This is a genomic window from Streptomyces sp. NPDC048612 (genome assembly GCF_043199295.1).
In the GTDB taxonomy this organism is placed as follows: Bacteria; Actinomycetota; Actinomycetes; order Streptomycetales; family Streptomycetaceae; genus Streptomyces.
Genome location: NZ_JBICVV010000027.1, coordinates 46,638 through 70,832, shown reverse-complemented (window position 1 = coordinate 70,832; position 24,195 = coordinate 46,638). Strand labels below are relative to the sequence as shown.

Here is a 24,195-nt window from a genome sequence, read left to right as displayed (position 1 = left end):
CGGCGTCACTCCCGAAACGGTGCCGTCGGGGGAGGCGCGGGCGGGTGCGCACGAGAGCCGTTCACACCGCTCGTTTGAGGGGCCGGGAGCGCTTCTGGGCTCGCTCGTTTGAGGGCCCGAGAGCCCTTCTGTAAGTGCTCGTTTGAGGGGTCGAAAGCCCGTTTGTCAATGTCACGTACGTCTCTTATTGGGGGTAGGGTCGGAGGCGGTCGGGGACAGCCCATACAGCTCGCCGGTACCCCATCGGCGCACCTAACGAGGAGATCGGTTCGTGACGATCCGCGTAGGCATCAACGGATTCGGCCGCATTGGTCGCAACTACTTCCGCGCGCTCCTGGAGCAGGGTGCGGACATCGAGATCGTCGGTGTCAACGACCTGACCGACAACGCCACCCTGGTTCACCTGCTGAAGTACGACACCATCCTGGGTCGTCTCAAGCAGGACGTCAGCCACACCGACGACACCATCACGGTCGGCAACCAGACCTTCAAGACGATGGCCGAGCGCGACCCCGCGAACCTCCCCTGGGGCGAGCTGGGCGCCGACATCGTCATCGAGTCGACCGGCATCTTCACGAAGAAGGCCGACGCGGAGAAGCACATCACCGCCGGTGCCAAGAAGGTCCTGATCTCCGCGCCCGCCAAGGACGAGGACATCACGATCGTGATGGGCGTCAACAACGACAAGTACGACGCGGCCAAGCACCACGTCATCTCCAACGCCTCCTGCACCACCAACTGTGTGGCGCCGATGGCGAAGGTTCTCGACGAGAACTTCGGCATCGTCAAGGGCCTGATGACGACGGTCCACGCGTACACCAACGACCAGCGCATCCTGGACTTCCCGCACAGCGACCTGCGCCGCGCCCGCGCCGCCGCGGAGAACATCATTCCGACCTCGACCGGTGCCGCCAAGGCCACCGCCCTGGTCCTCCCGCAGCTCAAGGGCAAGCTGGACGGCATCGCCATGCGCGTCCCGGTCCCCACCGGCTCGGTCACCGACCTGGTCCTGGAGCTCGACCGCGAGGTCAGCAAGGACGAGATCAACGCCGCCTTCCAGAAGGCCGCCGAGGGCCAGCTCAAGGGCATCCTGGAGTACACCGAGGACCCGATCGTCTCCTCGGACATCGTGAACTTCCCGGCTTCGTGTACCTTCGACTCCGCCCTGACCATGTCCCAGGGCAAGCAGGTCAAGGTCGTCGGCTGGTACGACAACGAGTGGGGCTACTCCAACCGCCTGGTGGACCTGACCACCTTCGTCGGCGGACAGCTCTGATCGCTGGTTGACACCGAGGCACCGAGATGTGAGGACGGGGCTCGTAGGACGCGAAGGAGCGTCGTACGGGCCCCGTTCCATGGCCGAGCTACGCAAACACGGAGTCACTCCTCATGAAGACGATCGACGACCTTCAGGTCGCCGGGCAGCGCGTCTTTGTCCGCGCAGACCTGAACGTGCCGCTGGACGGCACCACCATCACCGACGACGGCCGTATCCGTGCCGTCGCCCCGACGATCGCCAAGCTCGTCGAGCGCGGCGCCAAGGTGATCGTCGCCTCGCACCTGGGCCGCCCCAAGGGCGCCCCCGACCCGGCCTTCTCGCTGGCCCCGGCGGCCACGCGGCTGGGTGAAATCCTCGGGCAGGACGTGGCGTTCGCGACGGACACGGTCGGCGAGTCCGCCCGGTCCGTGGTCGCGGGCCTGGCCGACGGCCGGGTGGCCGTGCTGGAGAACCTCCGCTTCAACGCGGGCGAGACCAGCAAGGACGACGCCGAGCGCGGAGCCTTCGCCGAGCAGCTCGCCGGCCTCGCGGACCTGTACGTGGGCGACGGCTTCGGTGCCGTGCACCGCAAGCACGCCTCCGTGTACGACCTCCCCAAGCGCCTTCCGCACGCCGCCGGCGACCTGATCGCCACCGAGGTCGGCGTCCTGAAGAAGCTCACCGACGACGTCAGGCGCCCCTATGTGGTCGCACTGGGCGGCGCCAAGGTCTCCGACAAGCTGGCCGTCATCGACCAGCTGATCGAGAAGGCCGACCGCATCCTGGTCGGCGGCGGGATGGCGTACACCTTCCTCAAGGCCAAGGGCCACGAGGTCGGCATCTCGCTGCTCCAGGAGGACCAGGTCCCGGCCTGCCTGGAGTACCTGGCGCGGGCCGAGAAGCGCGGTGTGGAGTTCGTGCTCCCCGTCGACGTGCTGGTGTCGTCCGAGTTCCCGGACCTCAAGACCAAGGCCCCCGCGAACCCGGCCGTGGTCTCCTCGGACGCCATCCCCGCAGACGAGGAGGGCCTGGACATCGGCCCGAAGACCCGCGAGCTCTACGCCGCGAAGCTCGCCGACGCGGGCACCGTCTTCTGGAACGGTCCGATGGGCGTCTTCGAGCACCCCGACTACGCCGGCGGCACCCGGGCCGTCGCCCAGGGGCTGCTGGACTCGCCCGCCTTCACCGTCGTGGGGGGCGGTGACTCGGCAGCCGCCGTGCGTCTGCTGGGATTCGACGAGAACGCATTCGGCCACATCTCGACCGGCGGTGGCGCCAGCCTCGAATACCTCGAAGGCAAGACGCTCCCCGGCCTCGCCGCTCTGGAGGACTGAACAACGTGACTGACCGCACCCCGCTGATGGCGGGCAACTGGAAGATGAACCTCAACCACCTCGAGGCCATCGCCCATGTCCAGAAGCTCGCCTTCGCCCTCGCCGACAAGGACTTCGACGCCGTAGAGGTCGCGGTCCTGACGCCCTTCACCGATCTGCGGTCGGTGCAGACGCTGGTCGACGGCGACAAGCTCAAGATCAAGTACGGCGCCCAGGACATCTCCGCGCACGACTCCGGTGCCTACACCGGTGAGATCTCCGGCCCGATGCTCGCCAAGCTGAAGTGCGCGTACGTGGCCGTCGGCCACAGCGAGCGCCGCCAGTACCACGGCGAGAACGAGGAGATCTGCAACGCCAAGGTCAAGGCCGCCTTCAAGAACGGCATCACCCCGATCCTGTGCGTCGGTGAGGGCCTGGACGTCCGCAAGGCCGGCAACCAGGTCGCGCACACCCTCGCCCAGGTCGACGGCGGTCTGGCGGACGTCCCGGCCGAGCAGGCCGAGACCGTGGTGATCGCCTACGAGCCGGTGTGGGCCATCGGCACCGGCGAGGTCGCCACCCCCGAGGACGCGCAGGAGGTCTGCGGTGCGATCCGCGGCCGCCTCGCCGAGCTGTACAGCCAGGAGCTGGCCGACAAGGTCCGTATCCAGTACGGCGGCTCGGTCAAGTCCGGCAACGTCGCCGCGATCATGGCGCAGCCCGACGTCGACGGCGCGCTGATCGGCGGCGCGGCGCTGGACGCGGACGAGTTCGTGAAGATCGTCCGCTTCCGCGACCAGTAGCCGCTATGACGAGGGGGAGCCCTCGTCGTACCCTGTCGGGGCCGGGACCGGTGCAGCGGCACCGCCCCCGGCCCCGCACCATTTGTTCCGTATATCGTGCTCCATACGTCCGTCCGTCAGTCCTAGAGAGTTGGTCCAGCCGTGGTCATCGGGTTCTCGATCGCCCTCATCGTCTTCAGCCTGCTGCTGATGATGCTGGTGCTCATGCACAAGGGGAAGGGCGGCGGTCTGTCCGACATGTTCGGCGGCGGTATGCAGTCCTCGGTCGGTGGCTCCTCGGTCGCCGAGCGCAACCTCGACCGCATCACCATCGTGGTGGCTCTGCTGTGGTTCGCCTGCATCGTCGTGCTCGGCATCCTGATGAAGCTCAGCAACTGACGCTGCGTCGGAGGTGCGGCCTATCATGAGGGAGGCGTCCTCGGACGGGTAACTCCAGCCACTGGACGCGCGTTGGGCCTTACGTAGACTGGGGCGTTCCGCAGCGCAGCTGCTGCGAGAGGCGTGCAGCACCATTACGCAGGGAGTTACGACCGTGGCAAGTGGCAACGCGATCCGAGGAAGTCGGGTCGGGGCGGGGCCGATGGGGGAGGCCGAGCGCGGCGAGTCCGCGCCGCGCACCCGCATCTCCTTCTGGTGCTCCAACGGGCACGAGACGCAGCCCAGCTTCGCCGGCGATGCGCAGGTTCCGGACACCTGGGACTGCCCGCGCTGTGGTTTCCCGGCCGGCAAGGACCGGGACAGCCCGCCGGACCCGCCGCGCACCGAGCCGTACAAGACCCACCTCGCCTATGTCCGCGAGCGTCGCAGTGACGCGGACGGCGAGGCGATCCTCGCGGAGGCGCTCGCCAAGCTCCGCGGTGAGATCTGACGGATCAGCACATCTCTCGTAAGGCCCGGCCGGAGGGGACACACCCCCTCCGGCCGGGCCTTCCGCGTCGGTGCTCCCTCACGGCGATACGCGCCCCTGTAGGGCCTGCGGTCCGCATCTGAGGTAGCGGATGGGGACGTTGCCCGAGGGTCACTGTCAGTGGTCGCCCGTACCGTTTTCCGTACGCGAGCGATGCGGACGGGGGCGGCATGGCGGACAGCGGAACGGGGACGAAGGCGGGCCCGGCGGCGGGCACGGGCGGGCCGCTCCGGGGCGGTGGCTTCGGCCGGCTGTGGGGCGCCGCCGCAGTCTCCCGCTTCGGTGACGCCCTGCGGGGCACGGCGCTCCCGCTGCTCGCCTACGCCCTGACGGATGACCCCCTGCTGATCTCGCTCGTCACGGCCTGCGGCTTCGTCCCCTGGCTGTTCTTCGGGCTGCTGGGCGGTGCGGTGGCCGACCGTGTGGACCCGCGGCGGGCGATGTGGGCCGTCGATGTGCTGCGGGGCCTGCTGATGGCCGGGTTCGCGCTGGCCGTGGCGTTCGACCGGGCGGGCATCGCACTGCTGCTCGCGCTGTCCTTCGCGCTCACCACCCTCCAGACGCTGTTCGACAACGCCGCCACGGCCCTGTTGCCCGCGGTGGTGCCCAAGGAGGCGCTGGCCGCCGCCAACGCCAGGCTGATGACCGGTCAGGAGCTGGCCGGCCGGTTCCTCGGCGGACCGCTGGCACCGGTGCTCCTCGCGCTCGGTGCCGCCCTCCCGTTCCTGGCCGACGGGGTGACGTACCTCGTCGCTGCCGTCCTCGTCGCCTCCTTGCGCGCCGCCCCACTGCCACGGGGGCCGGCCGCCGCCGGGCGTACCGTCCGGCGCGAAATCGGCGCGGGGATACGGCAGTTGTGGCGTGACCGGGTGCTGCGCGCCTTCTGTGTGTCGGTGGCGCTGGGCAATGTGGGCATCGGTGCGCTGATCGCGACCCTGGTGGTGGTCGTCAAGGGCGGGCTGGGCGCCGGGGACTTCGGGTATGCCGTGGTGACCACCGGCTACGGCATCGGGATGGTCCTGGGCGGGCTTCTCGCGGACCGGACGATCGCCGTGGCCGGCGGCAGGGGCCGCACTCTGCTGCTCGCCGGTGCGGTCCAGACCGTGGCGCTGGTGGGCTTCGGGACACTGCGTACGGTCTGGCTCGCGGCCCTGCTCCTGGGCCTGTTCGGCTTCGCCGGGATGGTGTGGAACGTCCTGGAGACCACCGTCGTGCAGCAGCGCAGCCCGGCGGGGATGCTCGGCAGGATCAGCGCCGCCTTCCGTACGGTCTCGGTCGCCGGGACACCGCTCGGCGCGCTGTGCGGCGGCGCGGCCGCCGCGGCGTTCGGCCCGAACACCCCCGCGCTGCTGGCCGCCGCCCTGCTGGCCCTGGGGACGGCCGCGTTGACACCTGTTCTTCACCGCCGCGACGACGCCCCGTCCGGCGGGGGACAGATACCTCCCATCGCGCCCTGATCAATTAGGTTGGGAGACGGCGGGGCCGGTACGAGATGAAGAAGGCTGATGTCCGAGATGAACGCAGAAGGCCGCAGCAGGCTCGATCAGCTGCCTGAGTGGACCGCGCTGGGCAAGCACCGTGAGCAGCTGGCGGAGGTGCATCTGCGCGAGCTGTTCGAGCGGGACCCGGGGCGCGCCGAGCGCTACACCCTCCAGGTCGGCGATCTGCACCTGGACTACTCCAAGCACCTGGTCACCGACGAGACGCTGGGGCTGCTGCGCGAGCTGGCCGCGGCGGCCGATGTGGCCGGGCTGCGGGACGCGATGTTCCGCGGCGAGAAGATCAACGTCACCGAGCGGCGCTCGGTGCTGCACACCGCGCTGCGCGCGCCCGGCTCGGCGGTCGTCACGAGCGACGGCGAGAACGTCGTCCCCGGTGTGCAGCACGTCCTGACCAGGATGGGCACCTTCGCCGACCGGGTCCGCTCCGGCGACTGGAAGGGCCACACCGGCAAGCGCATCAAGACCGTCGTCAACATCGGTATCGGCGGCTCGGACCTGGGCCCGGCGATGGCGTACGAGGCGCTGCGCGCCTTCACCCACCGGGACATGCAGTTCCGCTTCGTCTCCAATGTGGACGGCGCCGACCTGCACGAGGCGGTCCGTGATCTGGACCCGGCCGAGACGCTGTTCATCATCGCCTCGAAGACCTTCACCACCATCGAGACGATCACCAACGCCACCTCGGCCCGCGACTGGCTGCTGGCCGGTCTGGGGGCCGGGGGAGAGGCCGTCGCCAAGCACTTCGTGGCGCTGTCGACCAACGCCGGGAAGGTGGCGGAGTTCGGCATCGACACGGACAACATGTTCGAGTTCTGGGACTGGGTCGGCGGCCGGTACTCCTTCGACTCCGCGATCGGCCTGTCGCTGATGATCGCGATCGGTCCGGAGCGCTTCCGCGAGATGCTGGCCGGCTTCCACCTCGTCGACGAGCACTTCCGCACCGCCCCGCCGGAGGAGAACGCCCCGCTGCTGCTGGGCCTGCTCGGCATCTGGTACGGCAACTTCTGGGACGCGCAGGCGCACGCCGTGCTGCCCTACAGCCACTACCTCTCCCGGTTCACCGCCTACCTCCAGCAGCTGGACATGGAGTCCAACGGCAAGTCCGTGGACCGCCAGGGCAACCGGGTCAACTGGCAGACGGGGCCCGTCGTCTGGGGCACGCCCGGGACGAACGGCCAGCACGCCTACTACCAGCTCCTGCACCAGGGCACGAAGATGATCCCGGCCGACCTCATCGGCTTCGCCGAGCCGGTCGCCGACCTCCAGCCGGGGCTGGTCGCCCAGCACGACCTGCTGATGGCCAACCTCTTCGCCCAGGGCCAGGCGCTGGCCTTCGGCAAGACGCCGGACGAGGTACGCGCCGAGGGCGTGGCCGAGGAACTGGTGCCGCACAAGACGTTCCCGGGCAACCGCCCCACCACGACCGTCCTGGCCGGTGAGCTCAGCCCGTCCGTGCTGGGCCAGCTGATCGCGCTCTACGAGCACAAGGTGTTCGTCCAGGGCGCGGTGTGGAACATCGACTCCTTCGACCAGTGGGGCGTGGAGCTGGGCAAGGTCCTCGCCAAGCGCGTCGAACCGGCCCTGACCGAGGGCGCCGAGGTGCCGGGTCTCGACGCCTCCACGGCCGGTCTGGTCGCCGAGTACCGTCGGCTGCGCGGGCGTTGATCCGCCGGATCGCCGCCGGAGCGTCGCGGTGACGCCGTGGGCCCCGCACCCGGGAGGGTGCGGGGCCCACGGCCTTGCTGCGGTGTTCCTCAGGCCGATGCCGGCGGGTAGAGGTCGCGCGGCAGCTGGGACGCCGCCGCCTCGTCCAGCAGCCACAGGGTCCGGCTGCGGCCCCGTGCGCCGGCCGCCGGGGCCTGCACCTCACCGGCGCCGGAGAGGGCGATGGCCGCGGCGTTGGCCTTGTCCTCGCCGGCCGCCAGCAGCCAGACCTCCCGCGCCGCGCGGATCGCGGGCAGGGTCAGCGAGACCCGGGTGGGCGGCGGCTTCGGCGCGCCGTGCACCCCGACCACCGTCCGGTCCGTCTCGTAGACCGCGGGCAGCTCCGGGAAGAGCGAGGCGACATGGGTGTCCGGGCCGACACCCAGCAGCAGGACGTCGAAGGACGGCACCGGGCCGTGGTCCTCGGGCCCCGCGGCGGCGGCGAGTTCGGCCGCGTACGCCTCGGCGGCGGCGTCGGCGTCCTTGCCGTACGGGCCGTCCGACGGGGGCATGGGGTGCACCCGGGCCGGGTCCAGCGGAACGCTGTCCAGCAGCACCTCGCGGGCCTGGGTGTGGTTGCGCTCCGGATCGCCGTCCGGTGCGAACCGCTCGTCGCCCCACCACAGATCGAGCCGGGACCAGTCCACCGCGTCCCGGGCGGGCGCCTCGGCGAGGGCCGCGAGCAGCCCGTTGCCGTTGCGCCCGCCCGTCAGGACCACGGAGGCGGAGCCGCGGGCGGCCTGGGCGTCCACGATCTTCGTGATCAGCCGGGCCGCCGCGGCCTTGGCCATCAGCTCCTTGTCGCGGTGGACGACCACCTGCGGAGCACTCACTTGGCGGCCGCCTTCTTCGCGGGCTTCTTCGCCGCGGGCTTGGCGGCGCCGCTCTCGGCCGGCTTCTCCTCGGCGGCCGGCTGCTGCCCGCCCGCCGGCTGCGCGCCGTTGCCGTTGCCGTGACCGAGCCGGTCCACGCCGAACTTCAGCGCGGCGGCGTAGATCTCGTCCGGGTCGAGCCGGCGCAGCTCCTCGGCGAGCAGCTCGGAGGTTTCCCGCCGCTTGAGCGCCACCGCGCGGTCGGGCTGGCCGTGCATGGAGAGCGTGGCCAGCGAGCCGTCCGGGCGGTCCAGCACGATCGCGCCGATGCTGGACTCCATCCGGACCGCCGTCAGGCCGGGGCCGCCGGAGACCTTGCGGGTGACCGGAACGTTCAGCCGGTCGGCCAGCCACATGGCGAGCAGCTCACAGCTGGGGTTGAACTCCTCGCCGGTCACCTCGGCCGAGGTGACCGTGCACGGCGCCTGGTCGAGCGCCGCCGCCAGCATCGAGCGCCACGGCGTGATCCGGGTCCAGGACAGATCCGTGTCACCGGGCGTGTAGGTGTCGGCGCGGGCGGACAGCTCGTGGATGGGCTGCTCGTCGGCGTAGGCGTCGGTGACCCGGCGCTGGGCCAGCGCACCGAGCGGGTCCTGCGCGGGGGCCGCCGGGGCGTTGACCGCCCACCAGACCACGACCGGGGCGTCCGGCAGCAGCAGGGGCAGCACCACGGACTGGGCGTGGTCGATGACCTCGCCGTACAGCCGCAGCAGCACCGTCTCGCCGGTGCCGGCCTCCGTGCCGACCCGCACCTCGGCGTCCAGCCGGGCCTTGGCGCGGTCGCGCGGCGACCGGCTGACCCGCTTGATGACGACGAGGGTGCGCGAGGGGTGCTCGCGGGAGGCCTCGTTGGCCGCCTTCAGGGAGTCGTAGGCGTTCTCCTCGTCGGTGACGATGACGAGGGTGAGCACCATGCCGCTGGTCGGGGTGCCCACCGCGCGGCGGCCCTCCACCAGCGCCTTGTTGATCTTGCTGGAGGTGGTTTCCGTCAGATCGATCTTCATGGCCGACGCCAGCTCCGTCCGTCTCGTGCGAGCATTTCGTCCGCCTCGGCCGGGCCCCAGGTGCCCGCCGGGTACTGCGCGGGCTTGCCGTGCCGGTCCCAGTACTCCTCGATCGGGTCGAGGATGCGCCAGGACCGCTCCACCTCCTCCACTCGCGGGAAGAGGTTGGCGTCGCCGAGGAGGACATCGAGGATCAGGCGCTCGTACGCCTCCGGGCTGGACTCGGTGAAGGACTCGCCGTACGCGAAGTCCATCGACACGTCCCGTACCTCCATCGAGGTGCCCGGCACCTTGGAGCCGAACCGCACGGTCACGCCCTCGTCCGGCTGCACGCGGATGACCAGGGCGTTCTGCCCCAGCTCCTCGGTGGCGGTGTGGTCGAAGGGGGAGTGCGGAGCGCGCTGGAAGACCACCGCGATCTCGGTGACCCGGCGGCCCAGGCGCTTGCCGGTGCGCAGGTAGAAGGGGACGCCCGCCCAGCGGCGGTTGTCGATCGACAGCTTGATCGCGGCGTAGGTGTCGGTCTTCGACTTGGGGTCGATGCCGTCTTCCTGGAGATAGCCGACGGCCTGCTCGCCGCCCTGCCAGCCCGCCGCGTACTGCGCGCGGACGGTCTCCTTGCCGAGGTCCCTGGGCAGCCGGACCGCGCCCAGCACCTTGGTCTTCTCCGCGACCAGCGCGTCCGCCTCGAAGGAGGCGGGCTCCTCCATCGCGGTCAGCGCGAGCAGCTGGAGCAGGTGGTTCTGGATGACGTCACGGGCCGCGCCGATGCCGTCGTAGTAGCCGGCCCGGCCGCCGATGCCGATGTCCTCGGCCATCGTGATCTGGACGTGGTCGACATAGCTGCGGTTCCACAGCGGCTCGAACATCGTGTTGGCGAACCGCAGCGCCAGGATGTTCTGGACCGTCTCCTTGCCCAGGTAGTGGTCGATCCGGAAGACCTCGTGCGGCGGGAAGACCTCGTGCACGATCCGGTTGAGCTCCTTGGCGCTCTCCAGGTTGTGCCCGAACGGCTTCTCGATGACCGCGCGGCGCCAGGAGTCCTCCTTCTGCTCGGCCAGCCCGTGCTTCTTCAGCTGCTGGACGACCTTGGGGAAGAACTTCGGCGGCACGGACAGGTAGAAGGCGAAGTTGCCGCCGGTGCCCTGCGCCTTGTCGAGCTCGTTTATCGTCTCCTTGAGCGTCTCGAAGGCCTCGTCGTCGTCGAAGTTGCCCTGGACGAAGCGGCAGCCCTGCACCAGCTGCTGCCAGACCTCCTCGCGGAACGGCGTACGGGAGTGCTCCTTGACCGCCGTGTACACCTCCTGCGCGAAGTCCTCGTGCTCCCACTCGCGGCGGGCGAACCCGACGAGGGAGAAGCCCGGCGGCAGCAGCCCCCGGTTGGCGAGGTCATACACGGCAGGCATCAGCTTTTTCCGGGACAAATCGCCCGTGACGCCGAAGATCACCAGGCCCGACGGCCCCGCGATACGCGGGAGCCGTCGGTCCAGGGCGTCACGGAGCGGGTTGGCTCCGTGGGAATCAGTCAAGGGAGATCAGCCCTCCGAGGGAGCGAGGCGCTTGAGCTCCGCCTCCGTGGACTTGAGCAGGTCGTTCCAGGACGCCTCGAATTTCTCCACGCCCTCGTCCTCCAGCAGCTGGACGACCTCGTCGTACGAGATCCCGAGCCGGGCGATGGCTTCCAGGTCGGCGCGCGCCGCCCCGTAGCCGCCGCGCACGGTGTCACCGGTGATCTGACCGTGGTCGCCGGTGGCCTCCAGGGTGGCCTCCGGCATGGTGTTGACCGTGCCCGGGGCGACCAGTTCGTCGACGTACAGGGTGTCCTTGTACGCGGGGTCCTTGACGCCGGTCGAGGCCCACAGCGGGCGCTGCTTGTTGGCGCCGGCCTTGTCGAGCGCGGCCCAGCGCTCCGAGGAGAAGACCTCCTCGTACGCCTCGTAGGCCAGCCGGGCGTTCGCCAGCGCGGCCTTGCCCTTGAGGGCCTTGGCCTCGTCCGTGCCGAGCTTCTCCAGGCGCTTGTCGATCTCGCTGTCCACACGGGACACGAAGAACGACGCCACCGAGCGGATCAGGGACAGGTCCAGGCCCGCCTCCTTGGCCTTCTCCAGGCCCGCGAGGTAGGCGTCCATGACCTCGCGGTAGCGCTCCAGCGAGAAGATCAGCGTGACGTTGACGCTGATGCCGAGGCCGATGACCTCGGTGATCGCCGGCAGACCCGCCTTGGTGGCCGGGATCTTGATCAGCGTGTTCGGGCGGTCCACCAGCCACGCCAGCTGCTTGGCCTCGGCGATGGTCGGCGTGGTGCGGTGCGCCAGGCGCGGGTCCACCTCGATGGAGACCCGGCCGTCCTGGCCGCCGGTGGCGTCGAAGACCGGCCGCAGGATGTCGGCGGCGTCCCGGACGTCCGCCGTCGTGATCATGCGGATGGCTTCCTCGACGGTGACCTTGCGGGCGGCGAGGTCGGCGACCTGCTGGTCGTAGCCGTGGCCGTCCGAGATGGCCTTCTGGAAGATCGACGGGTTGGTCGTGACGCCGACGACGTGCTGCTGGTCGATCAGCTCGGCGAGGTTGCCGGACGTGATGCGCTGGCGCGACAGGTCGTCCAGCCAGATCGCCACGCCCTCGTCGGAGAGGCGCTTGAGTGCGTCTGTCATGGGTTCTGCATCTCCTACTTGTCGTGTACGGGCGTCAGCGCGCGGCGGCTTCGAGCGATTCCCGGGCGGCGGCGGCCACCGCGTCGGCGGTGAAGCCGAACTCGCGGAAGAGGACCTTGCCGTCGGCCGAGGCACCGAAGTGCTCCAGGGAGACGATGCGCCCGGCGTCACCGACGAAGCGGTGCCAGGTCAGACCGATGCCGGCTTCGACGGCGACCCGGGCCCGGACGGACGGGGGCAGCACACTGTCGCGGTAGGCCTGGTCCTGCTGGTCGAACCACTCGACCGACGGCATCGACACCACACGGGTGGGAACGCCCTCGGCCTGCAGCTGCTCGCGCGCCTCGACGGCGAGCTGCACCTCGGAACCGGTGCCGATCAGCACGACCTGCGGCGCGGTGTCCTGCCCGTCGGCGCCGGCGGCCTCGAAGCGGACGTAACCGCCCTTGGCGGCGGCCTCGTCGGCCGGGTACGTCGGCACGCCCTGACGGGTCAGCGCGAGGCCGTGCGGGGCACCCACGCCGTACTCCTTGGTGTAGCGCCGGAGGATCTCGCGCCAGGCGATCGCGGTCTCGTTGGCGTCGGCCGGGCGCACGACGTTGAGGCCCGGGATGGCGCGCAGCGAGGCGAGGTGCTCGATGGGCTGGTGGGTCGGACCGTCCTCGCCCAGACCGATGGAGTCGTGCGTCCACACGTACGTCACCGGCAGGTGCATCAGCGCCGACAGCCGGACGGCGTTGCGCATGTAGTCGGAGAACACCAGGAAGGTGCCGCCGTAGATGCGGGTGTTGCCGTGCAGCGCGATGCCGTTCATCTCCGCGGCCATGGAGTGCTCACGGATACCGAAGTGGATCGTGCGGCCGTACGGGTCGGCACCCGGCAGCGGGTTGCCCTCGGGCAGGAACGACGAGGTCTTGTCGATCGTGGTGTTGTTCGAGCCCGCCAGGTCGGCGGAGCCGCCCCACAGCTCGGGGATGACCCCGCCGAGCGCCTGGAGCACCTTGCCGGACGCGGCGCGGGTGGCCACCGCCTTGCCGGTCTCGAAGGCGGGGAGGTGCTCCTCCCAGCCCGCGGGCAGCTCGCCCGCGGCGATCCGGTCGAACTCCGCGGCACGCTCCGGGTTGGCGGCGCGCCAGTCGGCGAAGGACTTCTCCCACTCCTTCTTGGCGTCGCGGCCGCGGTCGAGGGCGGCGCGGGTGTGCGCGAGCACCTCGTCGGCGACATCGAAGGACTTCTCCGGGTCGAAGCCCAGCACGCGCTTGGTGGCCGCGACTTCCTCGTCACCCAGCGCCGAGCCGTGCGCGGCCTCGGTGTTCTGGGCGTTCGGGGCGGGCCAGGCGATGATCGAGCGCATCGCGATGAACGACGGGCGCTCGGTCTCGGCCTTGGCGGCGTCCAGGGCACGGGCGAGGCCCGCCGGGTCCAGGTCGCCGTTGGGCAGCTGCTCGACGCGCTGGACGTGCCAGCCGTAGGCCTCGTAGCGCTTGAGGGTGTCCTCGGAGACCGCGGTCTCGGTGTCACCCTCGATGGAGATGTGGTTGTCGTCCCACAGCAGGATGAGGTTGCCGAGCTTCTGGTGGCCCGCCAGGGAGGACGCCTCGGCGGAGATGCCCTCCTGGAGGCAGCCGTCACCGGCGATGCAGTAGATGGTGTGGTCGAAGGGCGAGGTGCCCTGCGCCGCGCCGGGGTCGAACAGCCCGCGCTCGTAGCGCGACGCCATCGCCATGCCGACCGCGTTGGCGACACCCTGGCCCAGCGGGCCGGTGGTGGTCTCCACGCCGGTGGTGTGGCCGTACTCGGGGTGGCCCGGGGTCTTCGAGCCCCAGGTGCGGAACGCCTCCAGGTCGGCCAGCTCCAGGCCGTAACCGGCGAGGTAGAGCTGGATGTAGAGGGTCAGGCTGGAGTGGCCCGCGGAGAGGACGAACCGGTCGCGGCCGGTCCAGTTCGCGTCCGCCGGGTCGTGCCGCATCAGCTTCTGGAAGAGAAGGTAGGCGGCCGGCGCCAGGCTCATGGCCGTACCGGGATGGCCGTTACCGACCTTCTGCACGGAATCCATGGCCAGGACACGGACGGTGTCCACTGCCCGCTGATCCAGTTCGGTCCACTCGAGATCTGTGGTGGTCGGCTTGGTGCTCACCCTGAGTCAGGGCTCCTCTCCACATGTCGAATGCCGCGGACGGTATGTCCGCCAGGCGGTGTCGAGCCTACCCCCGCGAGTGCGTGCGTCTTTTCGACGCTCAGTCGGTGTTTTCGGCGCTCAGTCGGTGCGGTGCGGCCCCGGCCGCAGGCCGCTTCGGGCGGCGAAATCAGGACATCTGACCTTCCCGTCTTCGATGCGAGGGTCTCCGGGCCCGGTCCGGACGACGGGCCCTAGCACCAGACTGCCGGGAGGTGGTCCGGTTCGCCTCCCGAACGCCGGGCGGACACCGGGGCGAAGGCGCCGCCGCGGCACCCCCGCCCGGCGCCCAACACGACCCCACCCCCGCGAAGATCGCCGTATGGCCAACGTCTAAAGTGGCGTGGTACGCGCAAGCCCTCTACCGCGTCTTCACCGCCGGAAGGGTTTGCATGCCTTATCTCTTCCGCGGCAGAGGCCGCTGATGTTACTTCCAGGGGTGTGCGTGACGGCCGTCGAATCCCGTCCTGCGGGGGTGTTCTCTCCGGTCCCCGGGAGTCCCGGTGAGCGGCCGTTCGGGGCCCGCGTCAAGGCGTTCGTGGCACTGACCAAGCCGCGGGTCATCGAGCTGCTGCTGATGACCACCGTGCCGGTGATGTTCCTGGCGGCCCAGGGCGTCCCCGATCTGTGGCTCGTCCTGGCGACCTGCATCGGCGGCTACCTCTCCGCCGGCGGCGCCGCGGCCTACAACATGTACCTGGACCGCGACATCGACGCGCTGATGGACCGCACGTCCCAGCGGCCGCTGGTCACCGGCATGGTGAGCCCCCGTGAATGCCTGGTGTTCGCCACCGCGCTCGCGGTCGGCTCCACCGCCTGGTTCTGGTACCTCGTCAACCCGCTGTCGGCGATGCTGTCGCTCGCGGCGCTGCTTTTCTACGTCGTCGTTTACACGATGATCCTCAAGCGCCGCACCTCCCAGAACATCGTCTGGGGCGGCATCGCGGGCTGTATGCCGGTCTTCATCGGCTGGTCGTCGGTGACGAACACCGTCTCCTGGGCCTCGTTCGTCCTCTTCCTGGTCATCTTCTTCTGGACGCCGCCGCACTACTGGCCGCTGTCGATGAAGGTCAAGGACGACTACGAGCGGGTCGGGGTGCCGATGCTCCCGGCCGTCGCGGGCAACAAGGTGGTCGCCCGGCAGATCGTCGCCTACAGCTGGGTGATGGTCGCGGTCTCGCTGCTGCTCCAGCCGCTGGGCTACACCGGCTGGTTCTACACCGCGGTCGCCCTCGTCTGCGGCGGCTTCTGGCTCAAGGAGGCGCACGGTCTCCAGGCCCGCGCGAAGGCCGGGATCACGGGCGCCAAGCTCAAGGAGATGCGGCTGTTCCACTGGTCCATCACCTATGTGTCGCTGCTGTTCGTCGCCGTCGCCGTGGACCCCTTCCTCCGCTGAGAAGAGGTGTGGGGGATCACCCTCACAATCGGCTGTACTCGCGGGTAGCATGCTGTTCATGGCAGACACCCAGCAGGCGGAAGAGCAGGTGGAGGCGGCGGCCGGCACGGCGGCCGACAAGCGGACCGGCCGGCGCACGGCCAGGCTCGCCAAGCAGATCCGCGCCTTCGCCGACAGCCACGGCGGCAGCGCCGAGGGCCAGCTCGCGCACCTCGGCCGCGGCCGCACCCGGATCGCCCTCGTCGGCGCCAACGGCGAGTGGGGCAACCTCGTCGCGGACTCCTTCGACTCCGCCAAGGACGCCGCCACGGCGGCCGGCATCACCCTCCAGGACGACTTCGACGGCGACCTCGCCGCCAAGGTCCGCACCGGCCCCTACGAGTGGTCCCGGATGGCCGGCATCCAGGTCGGCGGCCCGTCCAACGGCTGACGGGCGGTAACCGGGCGCCGTGCGCCGGAGCGTACGCCGGAAGCGGAGCCCGATACCTCACCACCACCTCGTCCGTTAAGCCCACCAGGCGCGGCGCTCCGGCCACGCCCGGCGGGCTCTCGGCGAGGGAGAAGCGGATGGACGGCCTTCCCTTCCTGGCAGATCAGCCGCCGCTCATCGACCAGTACAGCGTCGGCGCGGTGCACGACGAGCTCGGCCTCGGCTCCTTCGAGACCCACCTCGCCGCCGCGGCCGGCGCCCACGGCCCGGCCCCCGTCGGCGCCAGCTACTTCGACAGCTTCACCGGGCTCGCGATACGCCGCTGGTGCCCGCCGCTGCTCGGCCTGGAACCGCACTGTCCGCCCGCCCGCTATCTGGCGCGCCGGCGCGAGGTCGGCGCCTACCGGGCCGGACGCCTGCTGCTGCGCGGCTCCGGCATCGGCACGTTCCTGCTCGAGGCCGGGACCCCGGGCAACCTGACCTCGGCCACCGAACTCGGCACCGCCGCCGCGGCCCACGCCCACGAGGTCGTCCGGCTCGAACCGCTCGCCGAGCAGGTCGCCGACACCTCCGGCAGCGTCGACTCCTTCCTCGGCTACACCGCCGAGGCCCTCTACGCCGCGGCCCAGCACGCCGCCGCCTTTGCCTCCGGCGCCACCCACTGTGAGGGGCACGCCCCGGAGGCCGGAGAGGTGCGGCGGGCGGCGGACCGCTGGCTGCGCGGCCGCCGCCCGGGGGAGCGGCTCACCGAACCCGCGCTCGTCCGGCATCTGCTGTGGAGCGCGGTGGCGACCGGGCTGCCGGTGCAGCTGCACTGCCCCGATCCCCAGCCGCTGGCGGCCTTTCTGCGCGCCACCGCCGGCATCGGCTCGGATCTCGTCCTGCTGCCGGAGACACCGCACCACCGGCGGGCGGCGCAGCTCGCCGCGGTGCACGCCCATGTGTACGCGGACGCCGGGCCCCGGCCCGAGGAGACCCTGGGCCAGGCGCCGTTCGGCAAGCTGCTGTTCTCCTCGCGCGCCCGCGCACTGCCCGAGCTGTATGTGACCGGCGCCCGGTGCTTCGTCCGCGCCATGGCACGCCTCGTACGGGAGTGGACCGACGAGGGGCTGTGCGGGTCCGAGGACGGGCGGCGGATCACCGAGACCGTCGGGTTCGGGACCGCGCGCCGGGTCTACCGGCTGGCGGCGGAGGCCGCCTGAGGCTCCGGTGCCTCGTGCTCGCCGGAGGGGGCGGGCTCGCCGGGCTCCTCCTCCAGGAGCGGACCGCGGTCGCGCAGGGAAAGACAGACCCGCAGCACCCAGATCCACACGAGGGCCGAGCCCAGCATGTGGAGCCCGATGACGATCTCGGGCAGGCCCGTGAAGTACTGGATGTAGCCGATGACGCCCTGCGCGGCGATACAGGCGAACAGCTCCAGGAGCATCCGGCGCGGTGCGGCGGGCGCCTTGACGGCGCGCAGGGTGAACCACAGGGCGACGGACAGGCCGACGACGATGTAGACGAAGTCGACGTGGAGCTGGGTGATCTCCTGCCAGTCCAGCGGGATGCGGTGGACCTTCTTGGCGTCGCCCGCGTGCGGCCCCGTGCCGGTGACGACCGTGCCGATGACGGTGAGCGCGCCGGTCGCGGCCACCAGCAGCCAGGCCAGCTGCCGCGCCGGACGGGCGACCAGGTCGCGCGCCTCCTCGTCGCCCTCGGACGCCCGCTTCCAGCTCAGCACGGCGACCGTGAGCAGCGCCGTGGCCGCGAGGAAGTGGGAGCTGACGATGTACGGGTTCAGGCCGGTCAGGACCGTGACACCGCCGATGACGGCGTTGCTCATGACCAGCCAGAACTGCGCCCAGCCGAGCCGGGTGAGCGAGCGGCGCCGGGGGTGGCGGGCGCGGGCGGCGATGATGAACAGCCCGACGACCGCGCACAGCACATACGTCAGCATGCGGTTGCCGAACTCGATGAGGCCGTTGATGCCCATCGCGGCGGTCGGAGTCAGGCTGTCCGGGGTGCACTTGGGCCAGGTCGAGCAGCCCAGCCCGGACTGGGAGAGCCGGACCGCGCCGCCCGTGACGACGATGATCACGGCCATCACGACGGTGGCCAGCGCGGCCCGTCGCACGAAGGCCGCGGACGGCTGCCAGCGGCGGGCGATCAGCTCAAGAGGATTCAGCGTGTTCGGCACGGGAGTCATCGTAGGCGGCCCCTTGTGCAAACTTTCACGAGGGGTGCGTTCGCGACGGAAGCACCTGTCCGGGTCGTGCCCCGGCCGCTCACTCCCAGCGGAAGAGCCGCGCCGCTGCGCCCAGTCCGAGCACCGCCCACACGCCCAGGACCCCGAGGTCCGTCCAGGGGACGCCGGCGCCGTGCTGGAGCACGTCGCGCAGCCCGTCGGACAGCGCCGTGATCGGCAGCAGTCCGAGCACGCTCTGGGCCGCGGCCGGGAACTTCTCCAGCGGGACGATCACACCGCCGCCGACCAGCAGCAGCAGGAAGACCAGGTTGGCCGCGGCCAGGGTGGCCTCCGCCTTGAGGGTGCCGGCCATCAGCAGGCCCAGGCCCGAGAAGGCGGCGGTGCCCAGGAGGAGCAGTGCCACCACGGCGAGCGGGTTGCCGTGCGGGGACCAGCCCAGCGCGAAGGCGACCGCCGTCAGCAGCGCGACCTGGAGAATCTCGGTGACCAGTACCGCACAGGTCTTGGCGGTCATCAGCCCCCAGCGCGGCAGTGGCGAGACGGCGAGCCGCTTGAGCACGCCGTAGCGCCGCTCGAATCCGGTCGCGATGGCCTGGCCGGTGAAGGCGGTCGACAGCACGGCGAGCGCCAGGACGCCGGGCGCCAGGAAGTCGACGGACCGGCCCGCGCCGCCGGCCGTGTCCGTGGGCACCGCGATGATGTCGACGGCGGAGAACAGCACCAGCAGCAGCGTCGGGATGATCACGGTCAGCAGCAGCTGCTCGCCGTTGCGCAGCAGCATCCTGGTCTCCAGGGCCGCCTGCGCGCGGATCATCCGGGGCAGCGGGGCGGCGCCGGGCCGCGGGCTGAAGGTACCGGCGGTGACACCGGCCTCGGTGGTGGTCATGCGCGCAGCTCCTTGCCGGTCAGCTCCAGGAAGACGTCCTCCAGGGTGTGGCGTTCGACGGCTATCGCGTCGGGCATCACGCCGTTCTGGGCGCACCAGGAGGCGACGGTGGCCAGCAGCTGCGGGTTGACCTTGCCGTGCACGCGGTAGACGCCGGAGGCGGGCTCCGCGGCGGCGCTGTCGGCGGGCAGGGCCTTGAGCAGCGAGGCGAGGTCGAGTCCGGGGCGGCCGGTGAAGCGCAGGCTGTTCTCCGCGCCGCCGCGGCACAGCTCGTCGGGCGTGCCCTGGGCGATCACCCGGCCGCCGTCGATGATCGCGACATCGTCGGAGAGCTGTTCGGCCTCGTCCATGAAGTGCGTGGTCAGTACGGTGCTGACGCCGTCGGCGCGCAGTTCCCGTACGAGGTCCCAGGTGGCGTGCCGGGCCTGGGGGTCGAGGCCGGCCGTCGGCTCGTCCAGGAAGACCAGTTCGGGGCGGCCGACCACGGCCATCGCCAGCGCCAGCCGTTGCTGCTGGCCGCCGGAGAGCCGCCGGTAGGGGGTGCGGCCGCAGCTGCCCAGGCCGAGCCGGTCGACGAGCGTGCCGACGTCGAGGGGGTGGGCGTGCAGGGTGGCGGTGTGCCGCAGCATCTCCTCGGCCCTGGCGCCCGCGTAGACACCGCCGGACTGCAGCATCACGCCGATCCGCGGCCGCAGCGCCGCCGCGTCGGCGACCGGGTCCAGGCCCAGAACCCGCACCCGGCCGGCGTCCGGGCGGCGGTAGCCCTCGCAGGTCTCGACGGTGGTGGTCTTGCCGGCGCCGTTCGGTCCGAGTACGGCGGTCACCGTGCCGCGGGCGACGGTCAGGTCGAGGCCGTCCACGGCGGTCTTGGTGCCGTAGCGCTTGACCAGGCCGGTGATCTCGACGGCGGGCTCGCGGCCGGCGGGCCGGGGGGCGCCCCCCGGGGAGGTGCTGGGCATGCCGGGCAGTCTACGGAGAGTGGCGGGCATGCCTCCAATGGGGGCGTGGGCCCGGACCGGTGTCCGGTTCCCCGGTCCGGCGGTGTGGGGCGGAACGGATTTCCGGCGGCCCGCGGGCCCGGTGCGGCCCCGTCGGTCCGGGGGCACCCGCGCAGGTCGGCGCGGCGATCGAGGTGCCGCGGGTACTTGAAATTAGGTAACCCTAAGTGATAGAGGCCACCCGTCCGTGGCCCGGACGAGGCTTGAATCACTTTGACGAATTACGCAACAATGGCGTTGTGAAATACGCGAGCGAGGAACTGGAAGGGCCTGAGGTCGAGCAGACCGACGGGCCGGCCGCCTCCGCGCCCGAGCAGGCCGAGCGGCGGGGCCCCGCCCCGCAGGCTCCGGCGCCGCACGACGAACAGCAGGGCACCCGCAACAGGGTCGCCCGCTCCATCCTCGACCACGGGCCGTCCACCGCGGCCGAGCTGGCCCTCCGCCTGGAGCTGACCCAGGCCGCTGTCCGCCGGCACCTGGACGCGCTCGCCGCCGAGGGTGTCGTCGAGCCCCGCGAGAAGCGGGTCTACGGGACCCGCGGCCGCGGCCGCCCGGCCCGTGCCTTCGCCCTCACCGACTGCGGTCGGGACGCCTTCGACCAGGCCTACGACCAGCTCGCCTCCGACGCGCTGCGCTGGATCGCGCAGAGCGCGGGCGGCGGCGAGCAGGGCGAGGCGGCCGTCGCCGCGTTCGCCCGCGCCCGGCTCGCCGCGCAGGCCGAGGGCTACCGCGAGGCGGTCGAGGCCGCCGAGCCGGAGGCCCGTACCGAGGCCCTTGCGAAGGCGTTGACCGCGGACGGGTACGCTGCTACGGCGCGCAGCGCGCCCAATCCCCAGCTCGGTGAGCAGCTCTGCCAGCACCACTGCCCGGTCGCCCATGTCGCCGAGCGGTACCCGCAGCTGTGCGAGGCGGAGACCGAGGTCTTCTCCCGATTGCTCGGGACCCATGTACAGCGCCTTGCCACCATCGCCCACGGCGACGGGGTCTGCACGACCTTCGTTCCGAAGGCCGGGGCCGGCAAGGCCGCTCACAGCACCGCACGCACCACCAAGACCACCACAGCATCTGCAAGCACGGCCGGGAGGAACCCCGCATGACGCTCCCCACGGAGACTGCTCACCCTGAGCTCGAGGGTCTGGGTAACTACGAATACGGCTGGGCCGACTCCGACGTGGCCGGCGCCTCGGCGAAGCGCGGTCTCTCCGAGGCCGTCGTCCGCGACATCTCGTCGAAGAAGAACGAGCCGGAGTGGATGCTCAAGCTCCGTCTCAAGGGCCTGAAGCTGTTCGACAAGAAGCCCATGCCGCAGTGGGGCTCGGACCTGTCGGGCATCGACTTCGACAACATCAAGTACTTCGTCCGCTCCACCGAGCAGCAGGCCGCCTCCTGGGAGGACCTGCCCGAGGACATCAAGAACACCTACGACAAGCTCGGCATCCCCGAGGCGGAGAAGCAGCGCCTGGTCGCCGGTGTCGCCGCGCAGTACGAGTCCGAGGTCGTCTACCACCAGATCCGTGAGGACCTGGAGGAGCAGGGCGTCATCTTCCTGGACACCGACACCGCGCTCAAGGAGCACCCGGAGCTCTTCCAGGAGTACTTCGGCACGGTCATCCCGGTCGGCGACAACAAGTTCGCGTCGCTGAACAGCGCGGTGTGGTCCGGCGGCTCGTTCATCTACGTGCCCAAGGGTGTCCACGTCGACATTCCGCTGCAGGCCTACTTCCGGATCAACACCGAGAACATGGGCCAGTTCGAGCGGACGCTGATCATCGTCGACGAGGACGCCTACGTCCACTACGTCGAGGGCTGCACGGCGCCGATCTACAAGTCGGACTCGCTGCACTCCGCGGTGGTCGAGATCATCGTGAAGAAGGGCGGCCGCTGCCGCTACACGACCATCCAGAACTGGTCGAACAACGTCTACAACCTGGTCACCAAGCGCGCCGTCGCCTACGAGGGCGCGACCATGGAGTGGGTCGACGGCAACCTCGGCTCCAAGGTGACCATGAAGTACCCGGCGGTCTACCTCATGGGCGAGCACGCCAAGGGCGAGACGCTGTCCATCGCCTTCGCGGGCGAGGGCCAGCACCAGGACGCCGGCTCCAAGATGGTCCACATGGCGCCGAACACCTCCTCCAACATCGTCTCCAAGTCGGTGGCGCGAGGCGGCGGCCGGACCTCCTACCGCGGTCTGGTCGAGATCGGCGAGGGCGCCGCGGGCTCCAAGTCCAACGTGCTGTGTGACGCCCTGCTGGTGGACACCATCTCCCGTTCGGACACCTACCCCTACGTCGACGTCCGCGAGGACGACGTGTCGATGGGCCACGAGGCGACCGTCTCCAAGGTCAGCGAGGACCAGCTCTTCTACCTCATGGCACGCGGCCTGTCCGAGGACGAGGCCATGGCGATGATCGTGCGCGGCTTCGTCGAGCCGATCGCCCGTGAGCTGCCGATGGAGTACGCGCTGGAGCTCAACCGCCTGATCGAGCTGCAGATGGAAGGCGCGGTCGGCTGACGGCCCCGGCACACTCAACGACCGACGCGGCGGCCGTCCTGCGGGCAGGCCGAGGATCGCAACCAGAAAGTGAGCACTACGACAGCCATGGCTGAGGCTCAGAACATCCCGGCCGGTTCCACGACCACCGGCTCCCTTGCGGTGGCTGCGGAGTCCACCGTCGCCACCCGGATGAGCGCCCCGCCGTCCTACGACGTGGCGGACTTCCCGGTGCCGCACGGCCGCGAGGAGGAGTGGCGCTTCACGCCCCTCGCGCGCCTCAAGGGCCTGCACGACGGCAGCGCCGAGGCCGGCGGCCCCGACCTGAAGATCGACATCACCGCGCCCGAGGGCGTCACGCATGAGCTCGTCGACCGCGCCGACCCCCGGGTCGGCAAGGCCGGCAAGCCCGTCGACCGGGTCGCCGCCCAGGCGTACAGCTCGTTCGAGAAGGCGTCGGTGATCTCGGTCCCCAAGGACGCCCAGCTCTCCGAGCCGATCCGGATCACCGTCCACGGTGAGGGCGGCACGGCCTACGGCCACCAGGTCATCGAGCTCGGCGCGTTCGCCGAGGCCGTCGTCGTCATCGACCACACCGGTGACGCGGTGCTCGCCGCCAACGTCGACTACCTCCTCGGTGACGGCGCCAAGCTGACCGTCGTCTCCGTCCAGGACTGGGACGACCACGCGGTCCACGCCGGCCAGCACAACGCCCTGGTCGGCCGGGACGCGAGCTTCAAGTCCGTGGTCGTCACCTTCGGCGGCGACCTCGTCCGGCTGCACCCGCGGGTCACCTACGCGGCGCCCGGCGGCGAGGCCGAGTTCTACGGTCTGTACTTCACCGAGCAGGGCCAGCACCACGAGCACCGGCTCTTCGTCGACCACGAGGCGGCCAACTGCCGCTCCAACGTGGTCTACAAGGGCGCGCTGCAGGGCGAGGACGCACACGCCGTGTGGATCGGTGACGTCCTGATCCAGGCCGCCGCGACCGGCACGGACACCTACGAGCTCAACCGCAACCTCGTCCTCACCGACGGCGCGCGGGTCGACTCGGTGCCCAACCTGGAGATCGAGACCGGCGAGATCGTCGGCGCCGGCCATGCCTCGGCGACCGGCCGGTTCGACGACGAGCAGCTCTTCTACCTGATGGCCCGCGGCATCCCGGCCGACGAGGCCCGCCGGCTGGTCGTCCGCGGCTTCTTCGCCGAGCTGGTCCAGCAGATCGGTCTCCCGGACGTCGAAGAGCGTCTGATGAGCAAGATCGAGGCCGAGCTGGAAGCGGCCGCGGCATGACGTACGTACGCGCAGCGGCGCTGAGCGAGCTGGAGGAGGACACCCCCAAGCGGGTGGAACTCGACGGCACGCCGGTCTCGCTTGTCCGCACCGAGGGCGAGGTGTTCGCGATCAACGACATCTGCTCGCACGCGAACGTCTCCCTCTCGGAGGGCGAGGTCGAGGACTGTTCGATCGAGTGCTGGCTGCACGGTTCGAGCTTCGACCTGCGCACCGGCAAGCCGAGCGGCCTTCCCGCGACGCGCCCCGTCCCCGTATACCCCGTAAAGATCGAAGGGGACGACGTGCTCGTCTCCGTCACCCAGGAGTCCTGAGTC

The 24,195-nt window shown here is 70.7% G+C and carries 22 protein-coding genes; 14 read left to right on the top strand and 8 right to left on the bottom strand.

Annotated elements, in window-relative coordinates:
* Positions 1 to 271: 271 nt before the first annotated feature.
* The 7 genes from gap (at position 272) to pgi (ending at position 7,448) form a co-directional block, all read left to right on the top strand.
* Entirely contained in the window at positions 272 to 1,276 is a 1,005-nt protein-coding gene (gap, locus tag ACGFN2_RS30995; RefSeq protein WP_362614359.1) for a type I glyceraldehyde-3-phosphate dehydrogenase, read from the top strand.
* Between the two features lie 113 nt (positions 1,277 to 1,389).
* Positions 1,390 to 2,592 carry a phosphoglycerate kinase gene (locus ACGFN2_RS30990; protein ID WP_362614362.1) on the top strand — a complete coding sequence of 401 codons (1,203 nt, stop codon included), beginning with the start codon at positions 1,390 to 1,392 and terminating at the stop codon, positions 2,590 to 2,592.
* Between the two features lie 5 nt (positions 2,593 to 2,597).
* The gene (gene tpiA / locus ACGFN2_RS30985) at positions 2,598 to 3,374 is read left to right on the top strand and encodes a triose-phosphate isomerase (protein ID WP_362614364.1); all 777 of its coding nucleotides are present in this window, start codon (positions 2,598 to 2,600) and stop codon (positions 3,372 to 3,374) included.
* Between the two features lie 141 nt (positions 3,375 to 3,515).
* A complete protein-coding gene (secG, locus tag ACGFN2_RS30980; protein ID WP_362614367.1) occupies positions 3,516 to 3,752 on the top strand; it encodes a preprotein translocase subunit SecG in 237 nt (78 codons plus the stop codon).
* Between the two features lie 154 nt (positions 3,753 to 3,906).
* Positions 3,907 to 4,242 (top strand): RNA polymerase-binding protein RbpA, encoded by a 336-nt coding sequence (locus ACGFN2_RS30975; RefSeq protein ID WP_006606296.1) that lies wholly within the window; start codon positions 3,907 to 3,909, stop codon positions 4,240 to 4,242.
* A gap of 209 nt (positions 4,243 to 4,451) precedes the next feature.
* A complete protein-coding gene (locus ACGFN2_RS30970) occupies positions 4,452 to 5,738 on the top strand; it encodes an MFS transporter (RefSeq protein WP_393365920.1) in 1,287 nt (428 codons plus the stop codon).
* A 57-nt stretch (positions 5,739 to 5,795) separates the two neighbouring features.
* Positions 5,796 to 7,448, top strand: a complete 1,653-nt coding sequence (gene pgi, locus ACGFN2_RS30965) for a glucose-6-phosphate isomerase (RefSeq protein ID WP_393365968.1) — start codon at positions 5,796 to 5,798, stop codon at positions 7,446 to 7,448.
* 89 nt (positions 7,449 to 7,537) lie between these two features.
* Here pgi and pgl read toward each other — a convergent pair whose 3' ends face one another.
* Genes pgl through tkt form a run of 5 tightly spaced genes read right to left on the bottom strand, consistent with a single transcriptional unit; the run spans position 7,538 to position 14,154 of the window.
* The gene (pgl, locus tag ACGFN2_RS30960) at positions 7,538 to 8,320 is read right to left on the bottom strand and encodes a 6-phosphogluconolactonase (RefSeq protein WP_362612319.1); all 783 of its coding nucleotides are present in this window, start codon (positions 8,318 to 8,320) and stop codon (positions 7,538 to 7,540) included.
* A complete protein-coding gene (gene opcA, locus ACGFN2_RS30955; protein WP_362612317.1) occupies positions 8,317 to 9,363 on the bottom strand; it encodes a glucose-6-phosphate dehydrogenase assembly protein OpcA in 1,047 nt (348 codons plus the stop codon). The genes pgl and opcA overlap by 4 nt, the downstream gene beginning before the upstream one ends.
* Positions 9,360 to 10,892, bottom strand: a complete 1,533-nt coding sequence (gene zwf / locus ACGFN2_RS30950) for a glucose-6-phosphate dehydrogenase (protein ID WP_362612314.1) — start codon at positions 10,890 to 10,892, stop codon at positions 9,360 to 9,362. Before zwf ends, opcA begins: the two co-directional genes overlap by 4 nt.
* 6 nt (positions 10,893 to 10,898) lie before the next feature.
* The gene (tal, locus tag ACGFN2_RS30945) at positions 10,899 to 12,017 is read right to left on the bottom strand and encodes a transaldolase (RefSeq protein ID WP_362612311.1); all 1,119 of its coding nucleotides are present in this window, start codon (positions 12,015 to 12,017) and stop codon (positions 10,899 to 10,901) included.
* Between the two features lie 34 nt (positions 12,018 to 12,051).
* Positions 12,052 to 14,154 carry a transketolase gene (gene tkt / locus ACGFN2_RS30940; protein WP_393365916.1) on the bottom strand — a complete coding sequence of 701 codons (2,103 nt, stop codon included), beginning with the start codon at positions 14,152 to 14,154 and terminating at the stop codon, positions 12,052 to 12,054.
* Between the two features lie 484 nt (positions 14,155 to 14,638).
* Here tkt and ACGFN2_RS30935 point away from each other — a divergent pair, with 484 nt between their 5' ends.
* The 3 genes from ACGFN2_RS30935 (at position 14,639) to ACGFN2_RS30925 (ending at position 17,221) form a co-directional block, all read left to right on the top strand.
* The gene (locus ACGFN2_RS30935) at positions 14,639 to 15,589 is read left to right on the top strand and encodes a heme o synthase (protein WP_362612306.1); all 951 of its coding nucleotides are present in this window, start codon (positions 14,639 to 14,641) and stop codon (positions 15,587 to 15,589) included.
* 49 nt (positions 15,590 to 15,638) lie between these two features.
* Entirely contained in the window at positions 15,639 to 16,019 is a 381-nt protein-coding gene (locus ACGFN2_RS30930) for a hypothetical protein (protein ID WP_362612303.1), read from the top strand.
* 137 nt (positions 16,020 to 16,156) lie between these two features.
* On the top strand, positions 16,157 to 17,221 hold the full coding sequence (locus tag ACGFN2_RS30925; RefSeq protein WP_393365913.1) for an amidohydrolase: 1,065 nt from the start codon (positions 16,157 to 16,159) through the stop codon (positions 17,219 to 17,221).
* Here ACGFN2_RS30925 and ACGFN2_RS30920 read toward each other — a convergent pair.
* The 3 genes from ACGFN2_RS30920 to ACGFN2_RS30910 form a co-directional block, all read right to left on the bottom strand.
* Complete coding sequence (locus tag ACGFN2_RS30920; protein WP_393365911.1) at positions 17,194 to 18,198, bottom strand: heme A synthase; 1,005 nt, start codon at positions 18,196 to 18,198, stop codon at positions 17,194 to 17,196. The genes ACGFN2_RS30925 and ACGFN2_RS30920 overlap by 28 nt on opposite strands.
* Before the next feature lie 88 nt (positions 18,199 to 18,286).
* Positions 18,287 to 19,093: an ABC transporter permease gene (locus tag ACGFN2_RS30915; protein ID WP_393365909.1), complete on the bottom strand. Its 807-nt coding sequence runs from the start codon at positions 19,091 to 19,093 to the stop codon at positions 18,287 to 18,289.
* Complete coding sequence (locus tag ACGFN2_RS30910; protein ID WP_393365907.1) at positions 19,090 to 20,052, bottom strand: ABC transporter ATP-binding protein; 963 nt, start codon at positions 20,050 to 20,052, stop codon at positions 19,090 to 19,092. Before ACGFN2_RS30910 ends, ACGFN2_RS30915 begins: the two co-directional genes overlap by 4 nt.
* A gap of 278 nt (positions 20,053 to 20,330) precedes the next feature.
* Between ACGFN2_RS30910 and ACGFN2_RS30905 the strand changes: the two genes are divergently transcribed.
* The 4 genes from ACGFN2_RS30905 to ACGFN2_RS30890 all read left to right on the top strand — a co-directional run bounded on the left by ACGFN2_RS30905 (position 20,331) and on the right by ACGFN2_RS30890 (position 24,192).
* A complete protein-coding gene (locus tag ACGFN2_RS30905) occupies positions 20,331 to 21,188 on the top strand; it encodes a helix-turn-helix transcriptional regulator (RefSeq protein WP_393365905.1) in 858 nt (285 codons plus the stop codon).
* Positions 21,185 to 22,606: a Fe-S cluster assembly protein SufB gene (sufB, locus tag ACGFN2_RS30900; protein WP_362612291.1), complete on the top strand. Its 1,422-nt coding sequence runs from the start codon at positions 21,185 to 21,187 to the stop codon at positions 22,604 to 22,606. The genes ACGFN2_RS30905 and sufB overlap by 4 nt, the downstream gene beginning before the upstream one ends.
* 87 nt (positions 22,607 to 22,693) lie before the next feature.
* Positions 22,694 to 23,878 carry a Fe-S cluster assembly protein SufD gene (gene sufD, locus ACGFN2_RS30895; RefSeq protein ID WP_393365902.1) on the top strand — a complete coding sequence of 395 codons (1,185 nt, stop codon included), beginning with the start codon at positions 22,694 to 22,696 and terminating at the stop codon, positions 23,876 to 23,878.
* A complete protein-coding gene (locus ACGFN2_RS30890; protein WP_030086270.1) occupies positions 23,875 to 24,192 on the top strand; it encodes a non-heme iron oxygenase ferredoxin subunit in 318 nt (105 codons plus the stop codon). Before sufD ends, ACGFN2_RS30890 begins: the two co-directional genes overlap by 4 nt.
* Positions 24,193 to 24,195: the final 3 nt, after the last annotated feature.